The sequence below is a fragment of the Curtobacterium sp. PsM8 genome (genome assembly GCF_030433875.1).
Classification (GTDB): Bacteria; Actinomycetota; Actinomycetes; order Actinomycetales; family Microbacteriaceae; genus Curtobacterium.
In genome coordinates, this window is sequence record NZ_JARUXD010000046.1 from 12399 (window position 1) to 28505 (window position 16107).

Below are 16107 nucleotides of genomic sequence, written 5' to 3' on the forward strand. Positions count from 1 at the left end.
CGGGCCGGCGTCACTCGGAGAGGTAGGTGAGGAGGTCGTGCCGGGTGAGGACCGTGACCGGCTTGCCGTCGTTCACGACGAGCAGCGCGTCGGCACCCTCGAGGGCCTTCCGGGCCGCGGCCAGGGACTCGCCGATGCCGATCAGCGGCAGCGGGTCCCCGACGAACGGTGTCAGCGCGTCGGCCATCCCCGCGGCACCGGTGAAGACGTGGCCGAGCAGGGCCTTCTCCTCCACGGCACCGACGACCTCGCCCATCACGACGGGCGGTTCTGCGCTGAGGACCGGCATCTGCGAGACGCCGTACTTCGTCATGATGTCGATGACGTCGCGGATGGTGTCCGACGGGTGGGCGTGCACGAGGTCGGGCAGGCGGCCGTCCTTGCCCGCGATGAGGTCCCCGACGGAGCGTTCGTCGTCGGACTCGGCGAAGCCGTACGAGCGCATCCACCGGTCGTTGAAGATCTTGCCGAGGTAGCCACGGCCACCGTCGGGCAGCAGGACGACGACGACGTCGTCCTCGGACAGGGACTCGGCCGCACGGAGCGCGGCGACCACGGCCATCCCGCTCGACCCGCCGACGAGTAGACCCTCTTCACGCGCGAGGCGGCGGGTCATCGCGAACGACTCGGCGTCGGAGACGGCGATGATCTCGTCCGGGACCCCGGCGTCGTAGGCGGCCGGCCAGAAGTCCTCGCCGACACCCTCGACCAGGTAGGGGCGACCGGTGCCGCCCGAGTAGACGGAGCCTTCCGGGTCGGCGCCGACGATCCGGACGCGCCCCTCGGACGCCTCCTTCAGGAAGCGCCCGGTGCCGGAGATCGTGCCGCCCGTGCCGACGCCTGCGACGAAGTGGGTCAGCTGTCCCTCGGTGTCCCGCCAGATCTCGGGGCCGGTCGTCTCGTAGTGGCTGCGCGGGCCGTTCGGGTTGGCGTACTGGTTCGGCTTGTACGCGCCGGGGATCTCGCGCACCAGCCGGTCGGACACCGAGTAGTAGGACTCCGGGTCATCCGGTGCGACGGCGGTCGGGGTGACGACGATCTCGGCACCGTACGCGGTGAGGACGTTCCGCTTGTCCTCGCCGACCTTGTCCGGCAGCACGAACACGCAGCGGTAGCCGCGCTGCTGGGCGACGAGCGCGAGTCCGACGCCGGTGTTGCCCGAGGTCGGTTCGACGATGGTGCCGCCGGGGCGGAGGTCGCCGGAGGCCTCGGCCGCGTCGAGGATCCGCGTCGCGATGCGGTCCTTCGACGAGCCGCCCGGGTTCAGGTACTCGACTTTGACCAGGACGGTCGCCCGGATGCCCTCGGTGACACGGTTGAGCTTGACCAGCGGGGTGTCGCCGACCAGGTCGACGACGGAGTTCGCGTAACGCACCCATCGAGTCTAGGCGGCGCACCCCCGCTGTCCACGGAGTGCGTCGTCCGGTTTCGGGGCTCCCCGGGAGCACCCGTCGCCCGGTCCCCGAGCCCCGTCGTCGACCCGACCGAGACCCCGCGTCGGCCGGTGCCCGGCCCGGCCCGGCCCGAGACCACCGGGTCGGTCCGACGTCAGACCAAGCCCGAGACCACCGGGTCGCTCTGCTGTTCGTGCAGCGTCGCGTACGTCCCGCCGCGGGCCAGGAGTTCGTCGTGCGTCCCCTGCTCGGTGATCTGCCCGTGGTCGAGGACGAAGATCACGTCGGCGTCGCGGATCGTCGACAACCGGTGCGCGATCGAGATCGTCGTCCGCCCGCGTGCGGCGGTGTCGAGCGCCGCCTGCACGACGCGCTCCGAGATCGAGTCGAGCGCACTCGTCGCCTCGTCGAGCACCAGGACGGGCGGGTCCTTGAGCAGCACCCGGGCGATCGCGATCCGCTGCTTCTCACCGCCGGAGAGCCGGTAGCCCCGCTCCCCCACGATGGTGTCGTACCCGTCCGGGAACGACGCGATGGTCTCGTGGATGTTCGCCGCCCGTGCCGCCCGTTCGAGCTCGGCGTCGGTCGCGTCGGGCTTGGCGTACCGCAGGTTGTCGCCGATCGACGAGTGGAACAGGTACGTCTCCTGGCTCACGATGCCGATGTGCGCCATCAGGTCCTCGTGAATGAGGTCGCGCACGTCCTGTCCGGCGAACCGCACGGAGCCCGCCGTCGCCTCGTAGAGCCGTGGCACCAGGTACGAGATGGTCGTCTTGCCCGCACCCGAGGGGCCGACGAACGCCGCGAACTGCCCCGGCTGCAACTCGAACGAGACGCCCCGCAGGGTCGGCTTGTCCGGCTCGCCGTCCGGGTAGGCGAAGGAGACGTCGTCGAACGCCACGTGCCCGACGCGGCGTTCGTCGACCGGCTTCGCGGTGGCAGAGTCCGTGATGGCCGGCTTGAGGTCGAAGTACTCGAAGATGCGGGCGAACAGCGCCCCGGAGGTCTGCAGGTCGAGCACGACCCGGAGCAGCCCGACCGTCGGGAACAGCAGCCGGGACTGCACGGTCGTGAACGCGACGATCGTGCCGGCGGTGATCGGGACGCCGCCTTCGATCAGGTACGCCGCCACCAGGTAGATCACCGCGGGGATGATCGACAGGAAGATCTGCACGATGGCGAAGAACCACTGGCCGGACATCTGCTGGCGGACCTGCAGGCCGATCTGGTTGCGGTTCTCGTCGCCGTAGCGGTGGATCTCGCTGCGCTGCTGGTTGAAGCTCTTCGCGAGCAGGATCCCCGACACGCTCAGGGTCTCCTGCGTGATCGCCGTCATGTCCGACAGCGACTCCTGTGTCTGGGCGGCGATCCGGGCGCGGACCTTGCCGACCTTGCGCTGCGCGATGACGAGCAACGGCAGGAGTACGACGGCCACGAGGGTCATCTGCCAGCTGAGCAGCAGCATCGCGACGACCGCCGCGATGACGGTCACCGTGTTGCCGAGCACGGACGAGATCGTGTTGTTCAGCACGCTGGCGACACCGCCGACGTCGTTCTGCAACCGGCTCTGGATCACGCCGGTCTTGGTCCGGGTGAAGAACGCGAGCTCCATCCGCTGCAGGTGTCCGAACAGCCGCATCCGCATGGCACCCATGACCTTGTTGCCGACCGTCGCGGTCAGGTAGGTCTGCCAGACACCGATGCCGGCGCTGAGGATCCAGAGCCCGATCATGGCGCCGACGAGCACGGCGAGCACCGGCACGTCGGGGCGCCCGCCGGGCGGGAACAGACCGCGGTCGAACGCCTGCTGGGTCAGGAGCGGCGGGACCACCGACACCGCTGCCCCGATGAGGACGAGGACGACCGTCAGCCCGATCGAGCGACGGTGCGGGACGAAGAGCCCGGCGATGCGACGGAGCAGGTGCGGGATCTGGGGCGCTTCCGCGTTCGCGGCACGCTGCGCGTCCGGGTCTCCGCTCGAGATCCGGCTGCGGCCGTGGCCGCCGCCGGGCCCACCACCACGCATCCCGCCGCCACCGGCGACGGAGCCCATCTGACTCATCGACACCCTCTCCACGCCTCGCGGCGTCGTCCTCGCATGAATGTACGCCCGCGCACCGACCCGGCCCGACGCGTTCGCCGAGGGCTGTGGACGGAGGTGATCCGTGCCTCCCGTGTGCAGGAGTGGACGCGACCGGTTTGGACCCCGTCCGAGGGCCGTGGGACGATGGCCCGTCCCCCGCCCGTGCCCCCGTGAGGTCCCATGTCGTCCGCGCCGTCACTCGCCCACCAGCTCCTCCGGCGGAAGCCCGTGGACCAGCTCCGAGCCGAGGCGGCGGCCGGGGTCGACGGACAGCCGCTCCGCCGGACCCTGGGCGTCTGGCACCTGACGATGATCAGCGTCGGCGCGACCCTCGGCACCGGCATCCTGGTCGTCCTCGGTACCGCCGTGCCGCTCGCCGGCCCAGCCGTCTGGATCTCGTTCGTCCTCGCGGGCGTCGCCGCGCTGCTCTCCGCACTCTCCTACGCCGAGATGGCCGGCGCAGTCCCGACGTCGGGATCGAGCTACTCGTACACCTACGCGACGATGGGCGAGGGCATCGCCTGGGTCTGCGGGTGGTGTCTCGTCCTCGAGTACGCGGTGTCGGTCGCTGCCGTGGCCGTCGGTGCCAGCCAGTACGTCGACGAGACGCTGCGGGTCTTCGGGCTGCACCTGCCGACGGCGCTGTCCGCGCCTCCCGGTGACGGTGGTCTCGTGAACCTGCCGGCGGCCGCGCTCGTCCTCGTCGCGATGCTGGTCCTGCTGCCGGGGGCGAAAGAGAGCGCCTGGGTGAACACGCTCATGGTGCTCGTGAAGATCGCGTTGCTCGTGTTCTTCGTCATCGTGGCGTTCTCGGCGTTCCGGGTCGGGAACTTCGAGCCGCTGGCGCCGATGGGTGCCGCCGGTGTGAGTGCTGCGGCCTCCCGGCTCTTCTTCTCGTACATCGGTTTCGACGCTGCGTCCACCGCCGGCGAAGAGGCCAAGAACCCGCGCCGTGACCTGCCGCGCGCCATCATCGGGTCGATCGCGCTCATCACCGCGCTGTACATCCTGGTCGCCGTCGCGGCCATCGGTGCGCGGTCGTGGACGTCCTTCTCCGCCGACGAGGCCTCGCTCGTCCGCATCGTCGTCGACGTCACCGGGCAGCCCGTCGTCGCGCTCGTGTTCTCGATCGGTGCGGTGATCGCGATCGCCAGTGTCGTCCTCACCGTGCTCTACGGCCAGACCCGGATCCTGCTCACGATGGCGCGCGACGGTCTCGTGCCGAAGGTGTTCGGGCGGGTGTCGCCGCGTACCGGGACCCCGATCGCGAACACCCTCATCGTCGGCATCGTGGTCACGATCGTCTCGGCGCTCGTCCCCCTCGGCGAGCTCGCGGACGCGACGAGCATCGGCACGCTCATCGCGTTCGCACTGGTGAACATCTCGGTGATCGTGCTCCGGCGCACGCAGCCGGACCTGGAACGGTCGTACCGGGTGCCGTTCTTCCCCGTCGTGCCGGTCCTCGGCGTGCTGTTCTGCCTGTTCCTGGCGGTGACGCTCGGCGCGGGCACGTGGATCGCGTTCGGCATCTGGATGGTCGCCGGCGCGGTGCTCTACGTGGCCTACGGCCGCCGCCACAGCACGCTCGCGTAGCGCGCCCGCCGCCGCCGCCCGCCGAGCCTCGGCTGGGCGGACACTCTGCGGCGGCCGGAACACGCAAAATGTCCGCTGGGGCGAGCCTCGCTTGCGCACTGGCTGCTGTGGAGAACGGCGTCAGTGCACCGGAACCGACCAGGAGGCCCGCTCCGCGTCCGGCAGAGCGAGCCTCGGTTCCATGGAGATCACCGAGCCGACCCTGCTCCGCGCCGTTCCGACCGATCCGTCGGGGGCCAGGACCCTTCGCCGACAGTGCGCAGCGGGGAAGCTGACGCGCATCCGCCCGGGAACGTACGTTGCAAGTGCCGAATGGGTCGGCCTCTCCCCGTCGTCACAGCATCGGACCATCGCGCGCGCATTGGCCCCGGAACTCGGTCCCGGACACGCGTTCTCGCACATCACCGCCGCGATCCTGCACGGCTGGCCGTTGATCGGTCCGGCGCCCGATCGGGTCCACGTGGTCGACCTCGATGCGACATCGGTGACCCATCGACTCGGGGTCGTCCGCCATGCGCCACAGGATGCCGTACCGATCGACCTGACGCACCAGTTCCGTGGCGTGCGCGTGACCAGTCCGCTCGCGACAGCGGTGTTGGTCGCGACGACGTGTGAGCCGAGTACCGCCGCAGTGGCGATCGACGGTGGCGTCCGCAGCGCGTCCGTCGATCCGGCGCCCCTCCAGCTCGCACTCCCCGACCCGCCAGCCCGCGGATCGCGTCAGGCCCAACTCGTCGTGACCGCTCTCGATGCACGTCACGAGTCAGTCGGCGAGTCCTACACCGCAATCCGCTTGGTCGAGCTCGGCATCGGTCTGGTCGAACCGCAGTACGAGTTCCGGTTGCCGGACGGGACCATCCGACGGGTTGACTTCTGGATCTCGTCGCTCGGTGTCGTCCTCGAGTTCGACGGGCAGCAGAAGTACGTCGACCCCACGATGCTCGCGGGCCGGGATGCAGCGCAGGTCCTCTGGCAGGAGAAGATCCGCGAGGACCAACTCCGCGCCCTGCCGGAAGTCCGCACGGTGATCCGCGTCACCTGGTGGCACCTCGCCGAACCCGAGCGACTCCGCGCGCTCCTCCGACAGCACGGCGTCCGCGTCTGAGCCGGAGCAGCAGCGCCGAGCCTCGGCTCCGCGGACATCTTGCGGCAAGCGGTAGGCGCAAAGTGTCCGCCCAGCCGAGGCTCGGCGCCCGCACGCCGACAGCGCCCGCCCCGCACACGACGAAGGCCGCCGCCCCGAGGGGCAGCGGCCTTCGTGACCAGAAGGTCAGACTCAGACGAGCTCGACGGTGGCGCCGGCGGCCTCGAGCGAAGCCTTGGCCTTGTCGGCGGTCTCCTTGTTGGCGCCCTCGAGCACCTTGGCGTCGGCGGTCTCGACGAGCGCCTTGGCCTCGCCCAGGCCGAGCGACGTGAGGCTGCGGACCTCCTTGATGACCTGGATCTTCTTGTCACCGGCCGACTTGAGCACGACGTCGAACTCGGTCTTCTCCTCGACCTCCTCGGCGGGGGCAGCAGCGCCACCGACCGCAGCAGCGGCGACGGGGGCGGCAGCGGTGACCTCGAAGACCTCTTCGAACTTCTTCACGAAGTCAGAGAGCTCGATGAGCGTGAGCTCCTTGAAGGCCTCGATGAGCTCGTCCTGCGAAAGCTTCGCCATGATTTTCTCCTACTACTCAGTACGTGATGTGGTTGTGGAACGCGTGCCTGGTCAGGCCGCGGACTCCTGCTTCTCGCGGAGGGCGTCCACCGTGCGGACGGCCTGCGAGAGGGGTGCCTGGAACAGGTACGCAGCACCGAACAGCGAGGCCTTGAAGGCGCCGGCGAGCTTGCCGAGCAGCACTTCGCGGGACTCGAGGTCGGCGAGCTTGTCCACCTCGGTCGCGGTGAGCGGGTTACCGTCGAAGTAACCGCCCTTCACCACGAGCTCGGGGTTCGCCTTGGCGAATGCACGCAGCGACTTCGCGACGGCGACGGTGTCACCGTGGACGAAGGCGAGAGCGGACGGACCAGCGAGCTCGTCGTCGAACGACGTGATGCCTGCTTCGTTGGCCGCGATCTTGGTCAGCGTGTTCTTCACCACGGCGTACGTGGCGTGCTCACGGATCGAGTTGCGGAGCTCCTTGAGCTGCGCGACCGTGAGACCGCGGTACTCGGTGAGCAGAACGGCGTTCGAGCTACGGAAGGACTCCGTGAGCTCGGCGACCGCAGCTTCCTTGTTCGCCATGGTTCTCCTTGGGGTTCTTGCTGGCAGCCCCGGGTCCCATGGCTGTGGTGAACACAACCCGCACACGAAAAAAGCTCCGGCGCAGAGGCTCGGAGCTGCTCCGACACGATGTGTAGGAGTGGTTCTGAACACCTGCGCGGGCGCCCTCGTGACGAGGACCTTCGGCCACTGTCCATGCGTGAACACGGCAGCGACGACCAGCGGTCTTTGGCTGAACAGAACCGTACCACACCGCGGCCTCGGTCCGGAAGCGCCGGTTCCGAGAGCGGGTCCGGACGGGAGGCACGCCCCCGCCCGCCCCGCCGGTCACCCTCCGGAGCGGTCGGGCACCCCGGCCCAGGCCGGAGGGGCGGCATCGGCAGCACTGGCGGCGCCGCCACCCGCATCCGCACCCGCGGCACCGTCATCCGCGGACCCGGCATCCGCACCGTCCACCCGCCGCGCCGGCAGGTGCACCGTGAACACCGTGTCCCCCGGTTCGCTCGTCACGCTCACCCGCCCGCCGTGCGCCTGCACGACGGCGTCCACGATGGCGAGCCCGAGTCCGGTCGACCCGGCGGTCCGGGAGCGTGAGCTGTCGGCGCGGGCGAACCGTTCGAAGAGCTTCGGCAGGAACTCCGGGTCGATCCCCTGCCCGTCGTCGCGGACGGTCAGGTCGACGCCACCGTCCGGCGCCGGCGCGATGCCGACCGTGATGCGCGTGCCGTCCGGCGTGTGGGTCCGGGCGTTGGTGACCAGGTTGACGATCACCTGGTGCAGGCGTGCCGCGTCACCGACCACCCCGACGGGTTCGGTGGGCAGGTCGACCTCGATCGGGTGGTCCGGCGAGGCCGCGTGCGCGTCGTTGACGGCGTCGAGCACCAGGCCGGTCAGGTCGACGTCGTCGAACTGGATCTCGCGGCCCTCGTCGAGGCGGGCCAGGAGCAGCAGGTCCTCGACCATCGAGGTCATCCGGACGGACTCGGACTCGACCCGGCTCATCGCGTAGACGACGTCCGGCGGCAGGTCGGCGCCCATCCGTCGGGTGAGTTCGGCGTACCCGCGGATCGAGGCCAGGGGCGTCCGGAGTTCGTGCGAGGCGTCGGCGACGAACTGCCGGACCTTCTGTTCGGACCGTTCGCGGGCCTGCATCGCGTTGCCGATGTGTCCGAGCATCCGGTTGAACGCTGTGCCGACGCGGCCCACCTCGGTGCCCGGATCGGCATCGGGCACACGGACGCCGTCGAGTGCGTCACTGCGGTCGAGCGGCATCCGGGCGACGGTCGAGGCGGTCTCCGCGACGCGGTCGAGTGGCCGGAGCGCCCGTCGGACGGCGGCGGTGGCGACCGCCGAGGCGACGAGGAGGGCGAGCACGGTGACGACGAGCACCACGCCGAGCAGCTTCCACACGCTCTCGTACACCGGGGCGAGCGGCAGGCCGACGACGAGCACGGCCGGTCCGACGTTGGCTGCGGTCACCCGGTAGCGCCCGAGGTCGGAACCGAGGTCGATGGTGTGCGGCTGACCGTCGACGGCCAGTCCGCTCAGGGGTCGGACCACGGCGCTCGACAGGCGCTCGGCCTGCCCCGAGTTGTCGAGCAGACTGCCGACGACCGCGTTGCCGTCGAGGATGTACACCGTCAGCGTGCCGGCCGACTGCGCTGACGGGCGTCCGAACTCCGGCCCGTTCGGCCCCTGCTGCTCGACCGACCGCTGCGCTCGGGTCGTCGCGTACTGCAGCTGCTCGTCGATCGCCGATCGTTGGATGGAGAACAGCGCGATGATGCTGCCGCCGCCGATCACCGCGCTGACGGCGACGACCAGGGCGACGATGCTCAGGACGAGCCGACGACGGAGGGTCATGCGGAACGCCCGGTTCAGACGGTGGGCTTGATCACGTAGCCGACGCCACGCACGGTGTGGATCATCGGCTCCTCGCCGACGTCGATCTTCTTGCGCAGGTAGGAGATGTAGATCTCGACGACGGAGGACTTGCCACCGAAGTCGTACGACCACACCCGGTCCAGGATCTGCGCCTTCGACAGCACGCGACGCGGGTTGCGCATGAGGAAGCGGAGCAGCTCGAACTCGGTCGCGGTGAGTTCGATCGTGCGGCCGGCCCGGGTGACCTCGTACGACTCCTCGTCGAGCACCAGGTCGCCGACGACGATGCGGGAGTCCCCGGCCTCGCTGACGGAGATCTGCGAGCGGCGGATGAGGCCGCGGAGGCGTGCGACGACCTCTTCGAGCGAGAACGGCTTGGTGACGTAGTCGTCGCCGCCGGCGGTGAGTCCGGTGACGCGGTCCTCGACGGAGTCCTTCGCGGTGAGGAACAGCACCGGGGTGTCGTCGTTGTTCTGGCGCAGCCGGCTGAGGACCTGCAGCCCGTCGAGGTCGGGCATCATCACGTCGAGCACCATGGCGTCCGGGTGGAACTCCCGTGCCTTCGTCAGGGCGTCCTGGCCGCCGTTCGCGCTGCGGACGTCCCAGCCTTCGTAGCGGAGGGCCATCGAGAGCAGGTCGGTGAGGCTGGCTTCGTCGTCGACGACCAGGATGCGCAACGGCGAACCGTCGGCACGGGTGAGGCGCGGGGGTGCGGAGGGCTGCGAGATGGTCACGTCTTCGAGTATCGAGAGATTCCTATGAGCCGTCTGTGGCCCGTCCCAGTGCGCCCTGTGGATCGACCTCGCGATGTGGATCGACGCGTCGTTAGCCTGGCGACGATGCTGGTCTTCCCTGCTTGGCCCGACGGTGCGCGGCACGTCGACACCGCTGCGATCACCGCCCTCGTGCACGGTTCCGCCGATCCCACGGCCGCGGACGCGCGCTCCGCCGGGAGGCCCGTCCCACCCCCGCCGCACCGGCTGGCCGTCGCGCAGACCCTCGCGTCCACCACCCCGCCGCTCGTCGCCGGGACCGCCGGCCAGGTCTTCGCGACCCTCGCGGCGGTCGCCGCCGCGGACGTCGCGACCGCCCGGGTGGTCGAGCCGCACCTCGACGCGCTGACGATCCTGGCGCAGGCCGGGGTGGAGGTCCCCGCGGGGTCGACGTGGGGTGTCTACGCGGCCGAGGCCCCGGGCCTCCGCCTCGAGGCACGCGACGCCGCTGCCGACACGGACGCCGGAACCGACATCGACGCCGCGGACGGCGTCGTCCTGGACGGCACGAAGCCCTGGTGTTCGCTGGCGTCGACCCTCTCGCATGCCCTGGTCACCGCGCACGTCGGCCAGGAACGTCGGCTCGTCGCGGTGTCGCTCCGCCAGACCGGCGTCGTTCCGCACGACCACGTCTGGGTCGCCCGCGGCCTGCCCGACGTGCCGAGTGGTCCGGTCGACTTCACCGCAGTCCGGGCGAGCGCGGTGGGCGAACCCGGCTGGTACCTCCGCCGTCCGGGCTTCGCCTGGGGTGGCATCGGCGTCGCCGCGTGTTGGTGGGGCGGAGCGGTCGGGCTGGCGCGGGTGCTCCGTGCACACGCCGCCGCGCGACCGGAGTCCGAACTGCTGCGGGCCGCACTGGGCTCGGTGGTCGCCGACCTCGCCGACGCCGAGGACGCCCTCGCCAGCGCCGCCCGCCGGATCGACGACAGCGCCGGCACGGCCGACGACGCCACCGACTGGCCGCTCCTCGCCCAGGTGGTCCGCTCCCGGGTGCGCCGGGCCGTGGACGCCGTCCGGACCCAGGTCGTCCGGTCGATCGGCCCCGGCCCGCTGACCAGCGACCCGGCCGTCGCCGCGCGGGTCGCCGACCTCGAGCTCTACGTGCTGCAGGACCACGGCGACCGGGACCTCGCCCGCATCGGCCGGATGGTGCTCGAGCGCGGCGGTGTGGCGTGGTGAGCTTCGACCACCGGGCGCCGGGGACCGACCCGGACGCCTGGACGCCCGTGCTCGCCCGCGTCGACTCGACGCCGATCGCGCTCGACGGGTACGACCGGGTGCTCGTCGTCGCGCCGCACCCCGACGATGAGACCCTGGGTGCCGGCGGCCTCATCGCGATCGCGGCGGAGGCCGGACTGCCGGTGCACGTCGTCCTGGTCAGCCGGGGTGAGGGGTCGCACCCGGACTCCCCCACGACCACGCCCGATCAGCTCCGCGTCCGTCGGACCGCGGAGTTCAGCGCAGCACTGGACGCACTGCACCCCGCGGTGACGTCCACCGTCCTGGACGTGCCGGACGGCGGACTGCGCGAGCACGCCGAGGTGCTCGCACACGCCCTCACCGAGCACCTGCCGAGCGGCTCCGCAGCACCCGGCTCCGCCGCAACCGGCCCCGCCGCAACCGGCCCCGCAGCACCCGGCCGTACCCTGCTCGTCGCCCCCTGGCAGGGCGACGGCCATCGTGACCACCGGATCGCCGGCGAGGTCGCCGAGCGCCTCGCCGCCGAGACCCCCGGCGTCGACCTGCTGTCCTACCCCGTCTGGGCGTGGCACTGGGACGACCCGGCAGCACCGGCCCTGCCCGTCGCCGGACTCCGCGCCCTGCCGCTGTCGACGGCCGCGCTCGACCGGAAGCGCCGGGCACTCGACGCCCATGCCTCGCAGGTCCGCCCCCTCTCGCCGGCGCCCGGGGACGAGGCGATCGTCGACGACCGGCACGCCCGGCACCACCTCCGCGACCAGGAGTGGTTCGTGGGCCCGAGCGTCGCGGACACCGACACCGACACCACCACCGAGCACACGACGGCCTCCCGCTCCCGCGAGTCCTTCGACGCCCACTACGACCGGAAGCCCGAGGGCTGGGACTTCGACGGCTCCTGGTACGAGCAGCGGAAGCGTGCCGTGACCCTGGCCGCACTCCCCCGACGCCGCTACCGGTCCGCGCTCGAACTCGGCTGCGCCACCGGGGTCCTCACCGCGGCGCTGACGGAGCGGGCACACTCCGTCCTCGGCACCGACATCTCGCGTGCCCCGCTGGAGCGCGCCCGACGGCGAGCGCCGTCCGCACAGTTCGTCCAGGCCGCCCTGCCCGCCGAGTGGCCGGCCGGCCGCTGGGACCTCGTGGTGATGTCCGAGGTCGGCTACTACCTCTCCCCCGCCGACCTCGACGCCACGATCGACCGTGTGCTCGCCTCACTCGACGACGACGGTGTCCTCGTCGCCTGCCACTGGCGGCACCCGGACAGCGACGCCGTCACCGACGGGGACATGGTCGACGCGCACCTGGCCGCACGTTGGCCCCGCCCGGCACTGGTCCGCCACGTCGAGCCGGACTTCGTCCTCAGCGTCCTGCCCGGTCCGGCCGTCGCCAGCGTCGCCCGGACCGAGGGACTCGTCCGGTGACGCTCCGGCTCGACGTCGTCGTCCCGGCACACGACGAACAGGACCGGATCGTCGCCTGCCTGGAGGCCCTGGCCACCGCCGTCACGACCCTCCAGCACCAGCACCCCGAGGCCTCGGTCCACGTCACGGTCGTCATGGACGGCTGCACCGACGACACCGCCGTGCTGGTCGCCTCCGTCGCCGCCGGGTCCCCGTGGCTCGAGACGCTGGTCACCGACCACGTCGGGGTCGGTCGGGCACGGTCACTCGGTGCCGCCCACGCCCTGGCCCGACCCCTCCCGCCGGCCCGAGCCCTCCCTTCGGACGGCGACGACGACCTCGACCGTCGCTGGCTCGCCCACACCGATGCCGACTCGCGGGTCGCGGCGGGGTGGCTCGTGCAGCAGCTCGATGCCCTCGTCGCCGGCACACACGTCCTCGTCGGTGCCGTGGTGCCGGACCCGGACGACCTCGACACGGTGGTCCTCGCCCGGTGGCAGGCGGCCCACCCGCCCGGGGCGACCCTCGGCCACGTGCACGGAGCGAACCTCGGCATCCGCGCGGATGCCTACCGTGCCCTGGGCGGCTTCGACCCGGTGCCGGAGCACGAGGACGTCCGTCTGGTGGCGCGCGCCCGCGCGCTGGGGCTGCGAGTGGACGCGACCACGAGCCTCCCGGTCGTCACCAGCGGTCGGTTCGACGGCCGGACGCCGGGCGGCTACGCCGAGCACCTCCGCCGCACCTACGGCGACGCCTCCTGACCAGTCCTCGTCCCTCCTTACCGTTCTGATAGCGGACCGAAGGGCCGCCCTTGGTGGCCGTTCCTAGGTTCTCCTCGTCGGCCCCCGCCGCGTGATCCGCGCGACCGGTGCTCCCGGGTCGGCCCCCACCGAGGAGAACCATGTTCCTGACCTACCTCAGGCGCGAACTCACGAACCGCAAGAAGCAGACGGTCATCATCGCGGTCGGGATGGCGCTGGCCATCGCGCTCGTCGTCATCGTCTCGTCGATCGCGAGCGGCGTGCAGTCCGCCCAGTCGAGCGTCCTGGCATCCGTGTACGGCGTCGGCACCGACATCACCGTGACGAAGACCGAGACCCCGACGTCCAGCAGCACCGGCCGGCCGTCGTTCGACTTCGGCGACCAGGGCTCGTCGGGCAGCAGCAGCAGCGGTTCCACCGACCTGTCCCAGTCCCGCCTGGCGGTGTCCCGCGGCACGAGCACCCTGACCGCCGCGAACGTGGCGACGGTCGCCGGAACCGACGGGGTGGCGGCCGCGACCGGCGTCCTGACGCTCGAGAACAGCACGTTCTCCGGCCGGGTCGAGCAGAGCGACGGCAGCAGCAGCAGCGACGGTGCGGCGCAGGGCGGCCCACCGAGCGGGACCGGCCAGAGCAGCACGGGCCAGAGCAGCACCGGCCAAGGCGGTGGTGGCTTCGGCGGCGGCTCGTTCAGCGTCGACTCGTTCACGGTCACCGGCATCCCGGTCTCCGGCGACACGGTCGGCCCGCTCACCAGCACCGAGACGACGAAGGGTCGCACCTTCACAACGGCCGACGCCGGCAAGGACGTCGTCGTGCTCGACGCGGCGTACGCGAAGAGCGAGTCGAAGGCCGTCGGCGACACGGTCTCGATCGGCGGGAAGACCTTCGACGTCATCGGGATCGTCGCCTCGACCGGGTCGGCGTCCACCACCGGCTCGAACACGTACATCCCGCTCGACACCGCGCAGACGCTCGCCGACCTGTCCGGCAAAGTGACGTCCGTCTACGTCTCCGCCGAGTCGTCCTCCGACGTCGCGACGATCAAGACCGCCCTGCAGAAGGAGCTGTCGAGCGCGACCGTCTCCACCGAGTCCGACCTCGCCTCGAGCGTGTCCGGCTCCCTGGCGACGGCGTCGACCCTGGTGTCGAACCTCGGCCGGTGGCTGTCGATCGTCGTCCTGGCGGCGGCGTTCCTCATCGCGATCCTGTTCACCGTCTCCGGCGTCACACGCCGCACTCGTGAGTTCGGCACCCTCAAGGCGATCGGCTGGTCGAACGGCCGCATCACGCGGCAGGTCGCGGGCGAGTCGCTCGTGCAGGGACTGATCGGCGGTGTCATCGGCGCCGCGACCGGCCTCGTCGGCATCCTCGTCGTGAACGTCATCGCCCCCACGGTCTCGGCGAGCGCCGCCACCAGCACCCGGACCGGTCCCGGCGCGGGTGGCGGGATGCCCGGCGCAGCCGCGACGGCGGCGGCCGGCAGCGGCACGACCGGTGGCGCTCCCGCGGGCGGCTTCGGCGGCGGCGGGCAGACGGCGGCGACCACGGACGTCGTCCTGCACGCCCCGGTCACCGTCGAGGTGATCCTGCTCGCCATCGGGCTCGCGGTCCTCGGCGGGCTGCTCGCGGGCGCGCTCGGCGGGTGGCGGGCCTCCCGGCTCCGCCCGGCGGAAGCACTGCGGAGCGTGGCGTGATGTCAGCCGACCGGCGCACCCCGACCGACCCGGCCGGCACCAGCGCGACCCACACGAGCCACACGAGCCACACGACCCGCACGACCGACCGCCCCATCCCGACGACCGACCGCACCATCCCGACGACCGAGGAGCCATCGTGACCACCACCGAGACCGCAGCCGCCACGGGCGGTGTGCCCACCGCCTCCCGGCCCGTCTACCGGCTGTCGGGCGTGACCAAGACGTACCGGCAGAAGAACCGGACCGTCACCGCGCTGGCCGGGGTCGACCTCGAGATCCCGCAGGGGCAGCTCGTCGCGGTGCAGGGACCGACCGGCGGCGGCAAGTCGACGCTGCTGCAGATGCTCGGTGCGCTCGACCGGCCGAGCAGCGGTTCGGTGTTCCTGGGTGACCGGGACGTCGCCGTACTCGGGGACCGGGCGCTCACCGACGTCCGGGCGACCGAGATCGGCTTCGTGTTCCAGAGCTTCAACCTCATCCCGACCCTGACCGCGCTCGAGAACGTCGAGACCGCGTTCGCGGGCAGCCTCGCGAACCGCTCCCGGGCCGAGGTCCGCGAACGGGCCACGACCGCCCTGCGCGAGGTCGGCCTCGAGGAACGGCTCGACCACCTGCCGGCCGAGCTCTCCGGCGGTCAGCAGCAGCGCGTCGCGATCGCCCGCGCCCTGGTGAAGGACCCGACGGTCCTGCTGGCGGACGAGCCGACCGGGGCGCTCGACGAGGGCACCCGCGACGAGATCATGGGGCTCATCGAGCGGCAGTGGAAGGACCGCGGGTTGACGGTCGTCATCGTGACGCACGACTCGTGGGTGGCGCGGCGCGCAGAGCGTCGGCTGCACATCAAGCAGGGGCAGGTCCGCGAGGTCTAGTCGCGGCGCCGGCTGGCGGGCGGGCGGGGCGGGGCGGCAAAACACCGGTGTTCGTGTGTCACACCGCGGATCTCCGCGGCGCGACGGACGAACACCGGTGTTCCACGAAGCCGCGGCGCGGCGGCGCGGCGACCGCCGCGGCGCGGCGGGGGCCGCGGGCGCCCCCCCCCCGGGGCCGGGGGGGGGGGGGGGGGCGCCCCCCCCGGGGCCGGGGCCCCCCCGGGCCCGGGGCCGGGGCCCCCCCC

General features: G+C 71.8%; 14 protein-coding genes. 8 read left to right on the forward strand and 6 right to left on the reverse strand.

Annotated features, from left to right (window positions below):
* Positions 1-10 precede the first annotated feature (10 nt).
* Positions 11-1375 (reverse strand): cystathionine beta-synthase, encoded by a 1365-nt coding sequence (locus QCD68_RS11585; RefSeq protein WP_301223118.1) that lies wholly within the window; start codon positions 1373-1375, stop codon positions 11-13.
* A gap of 173 nt (positions 1376-1548) precedes the next feature.
* Positions 1549-3447 carry an ABC transporter ATP-binding protein gene (locus tag QCD68_RS11590; protein WP_301223128.1) on the reverse strand — a complete coding sequence of 633 codons (1899 nt, stop codon included), beginning with the start codon at positions 3445-3447 and terminating at the stop codon, positions 1549-1551.
* A gap of 210 nt (positions 3448-3657) precedes the next feature.
* Between QCD68_RS11590 and QCD68_RS11595 the strand changes: the two genes are divergently transcribed.
* Together QCD68_RS11595 and QCD68_RS11600 are read left to right on the forward strand one after the other, a co-directional pair.
* Positions 3658-5070 (forward strand): amino acid permease, encoded by a 1413-nt coding sequence (locus tag QCD68_RS11595; RefSeq protein ID WP_301223119.1) that lies wholly within the window; start codon positions 3658-3660, stop codon positions 5068-5070.
* 361 nt (positions 5071-5431) lie between these two features.
* A complete protein-coding gene (locus QCD68_RS11600) occupies positions 5432-6175 on the forward strand; it encodes a hypothetical protein (RefSeq protein ID WP_301223120.1) in 744 nt (247 codons plus the stop codon).
* A gap of 171 nt (positions 6176-6346) precedes the next feature.
* Here QCD68_RS11600 and rplL read toward each other — a convergent pair whose 3' ends face one another.
* The 4 genes from rplL to QCD68_RS11620 all read right to left on the reverse strand — a co-directional run bounded on the left by rplL (position 6347) and on the right by QCD68_RS11620 (position 9894).
* The gene (rplL, locus tag QCD68_RS11605) at positions 6347-6730 is read right to left on the reverse strand and encodes a 50S ribosomal protein L7/L12 (RefSeq protein WP_111074334.1); all 384 of its coding nucleotides are present in this window, start codon (positions 6728-6730) and stop codon (positions 6347-6349) included.
* Between the two features lie 51 nt (positions 6731-6781).
* Complete coding sequence (gene rplJ, locus QCD68_RS11610; protein ID WP_110824615.1) at positions 6782-7297, reverse strand: 50S ribosomal protein L10; 516 nt, start codon at positions 7295-7297, stop codon at positions 6782-6784.
* A gap of 306 nt (positions 7298-7603) precedes the next feature.
* On the reverse strand, positions 7604-9139 hold the full coding sequence (locus QCD68_RS11615; RefSeq protein ID WP_301223121.1) for a sensor histidine kinase: 1536 nt from the start codon (positions 9137-9139) through the stop codon (positions 7604-7606).
* 14 nt (positions 9140-9153) lie between these two features.
* Complete coding sequence (locus QCD68_RS11620) at positions 9154-9894, reverse strand: response regulator transcription factor (RefSeq protein ID WP_111074336.1); 741 nt, start codon at positions 9892-9894, stop codon at positions 9154-9156.
* A gap of 105 nt (positions 9895-9999) precedes the next feature.
* Here QCD68_RS11620 and QCD68_RS11625 point away from each other — a divergent pair, with 105 nt between their 5' ends.
* The 6 genes from QCD68_RS11625 (at position 10000) to QCD68_RS11650 (ending at position 15862) form a co-directional block, all read left to right on the forward strand.
* A complete protein-coding gene (locus QCD68_RS11625; protein WP_301223122.1) occupies positions 10000-11112 on the forward strand; it encodes an acyl-CoA dehydrogenase in 1113 nt (370 codons plus the stop codon).
* Positions 11106-12554: a bifunctional PIG-L family deacetylase/class I SAM-dependent methyltransferase gene (locus tag QCD68_RS11630; RefSeq protein WP_301223123.1), complete on the forward strand. Its 1449-nt coding sequence runs from the start codon at positions 11106-11108 to the stop codon at positions 12552-12554. Before QCD68_RS11625 ends, QCD68_RS11630 begins: the two co-directional genes overlap by 7 nt.
* Entirely contained in the window at positions 12551-13294 is a 744-nt protein-coding gene (locus QCD68_RS11635; protein WP_301223124.1) for a glycosyltransferase, read from the forward strand. Before QCD68_RS11630 ends, QCD68_RS11635 begins: the two co-directional genes overlap by 4 nt.
* A 140-nt stretch (positions 13295-13434) precedes the next feature.
* Positions 13435-14991 (forward strand): ABC transporter permease, encoded by a 1557-nt coding sequence (locus QCD68_RS11640; protein WP_301223125.1) that lies wholly within the window; start codon positions 13435-13437, stop codon positions 14989-14991.
* Positions 14991-15134, forward strand: coding sequence for a hypothetical protein (locus QCD68_RS11645; RefSeq protein ID WP_301223126.1), 144 nt, complete (start codon positions 14991-14993; stop codon positions 15132-15134). The genes QCD68_RS11640 and QCD68_RS11645 overlap by 1 nt, the downstream gene beginning before the upstream one ends.
* Positions 15131-15862, forward strand: coding sequence for an ABC transporter ATP-binding protein (locus tag QCD68_RS11650; protein WP_301223127.1), 732 nt, complete (start codon positions 15131-15133; stop codon positions 15860-15862). The genes QCD68_RS11645 and QCD68_RS11650 overlap by 4 nt, the downstream gene beginning before the upstream one ends.
* Positions 15863-16107: the final 245 nt, after the last annotated feature.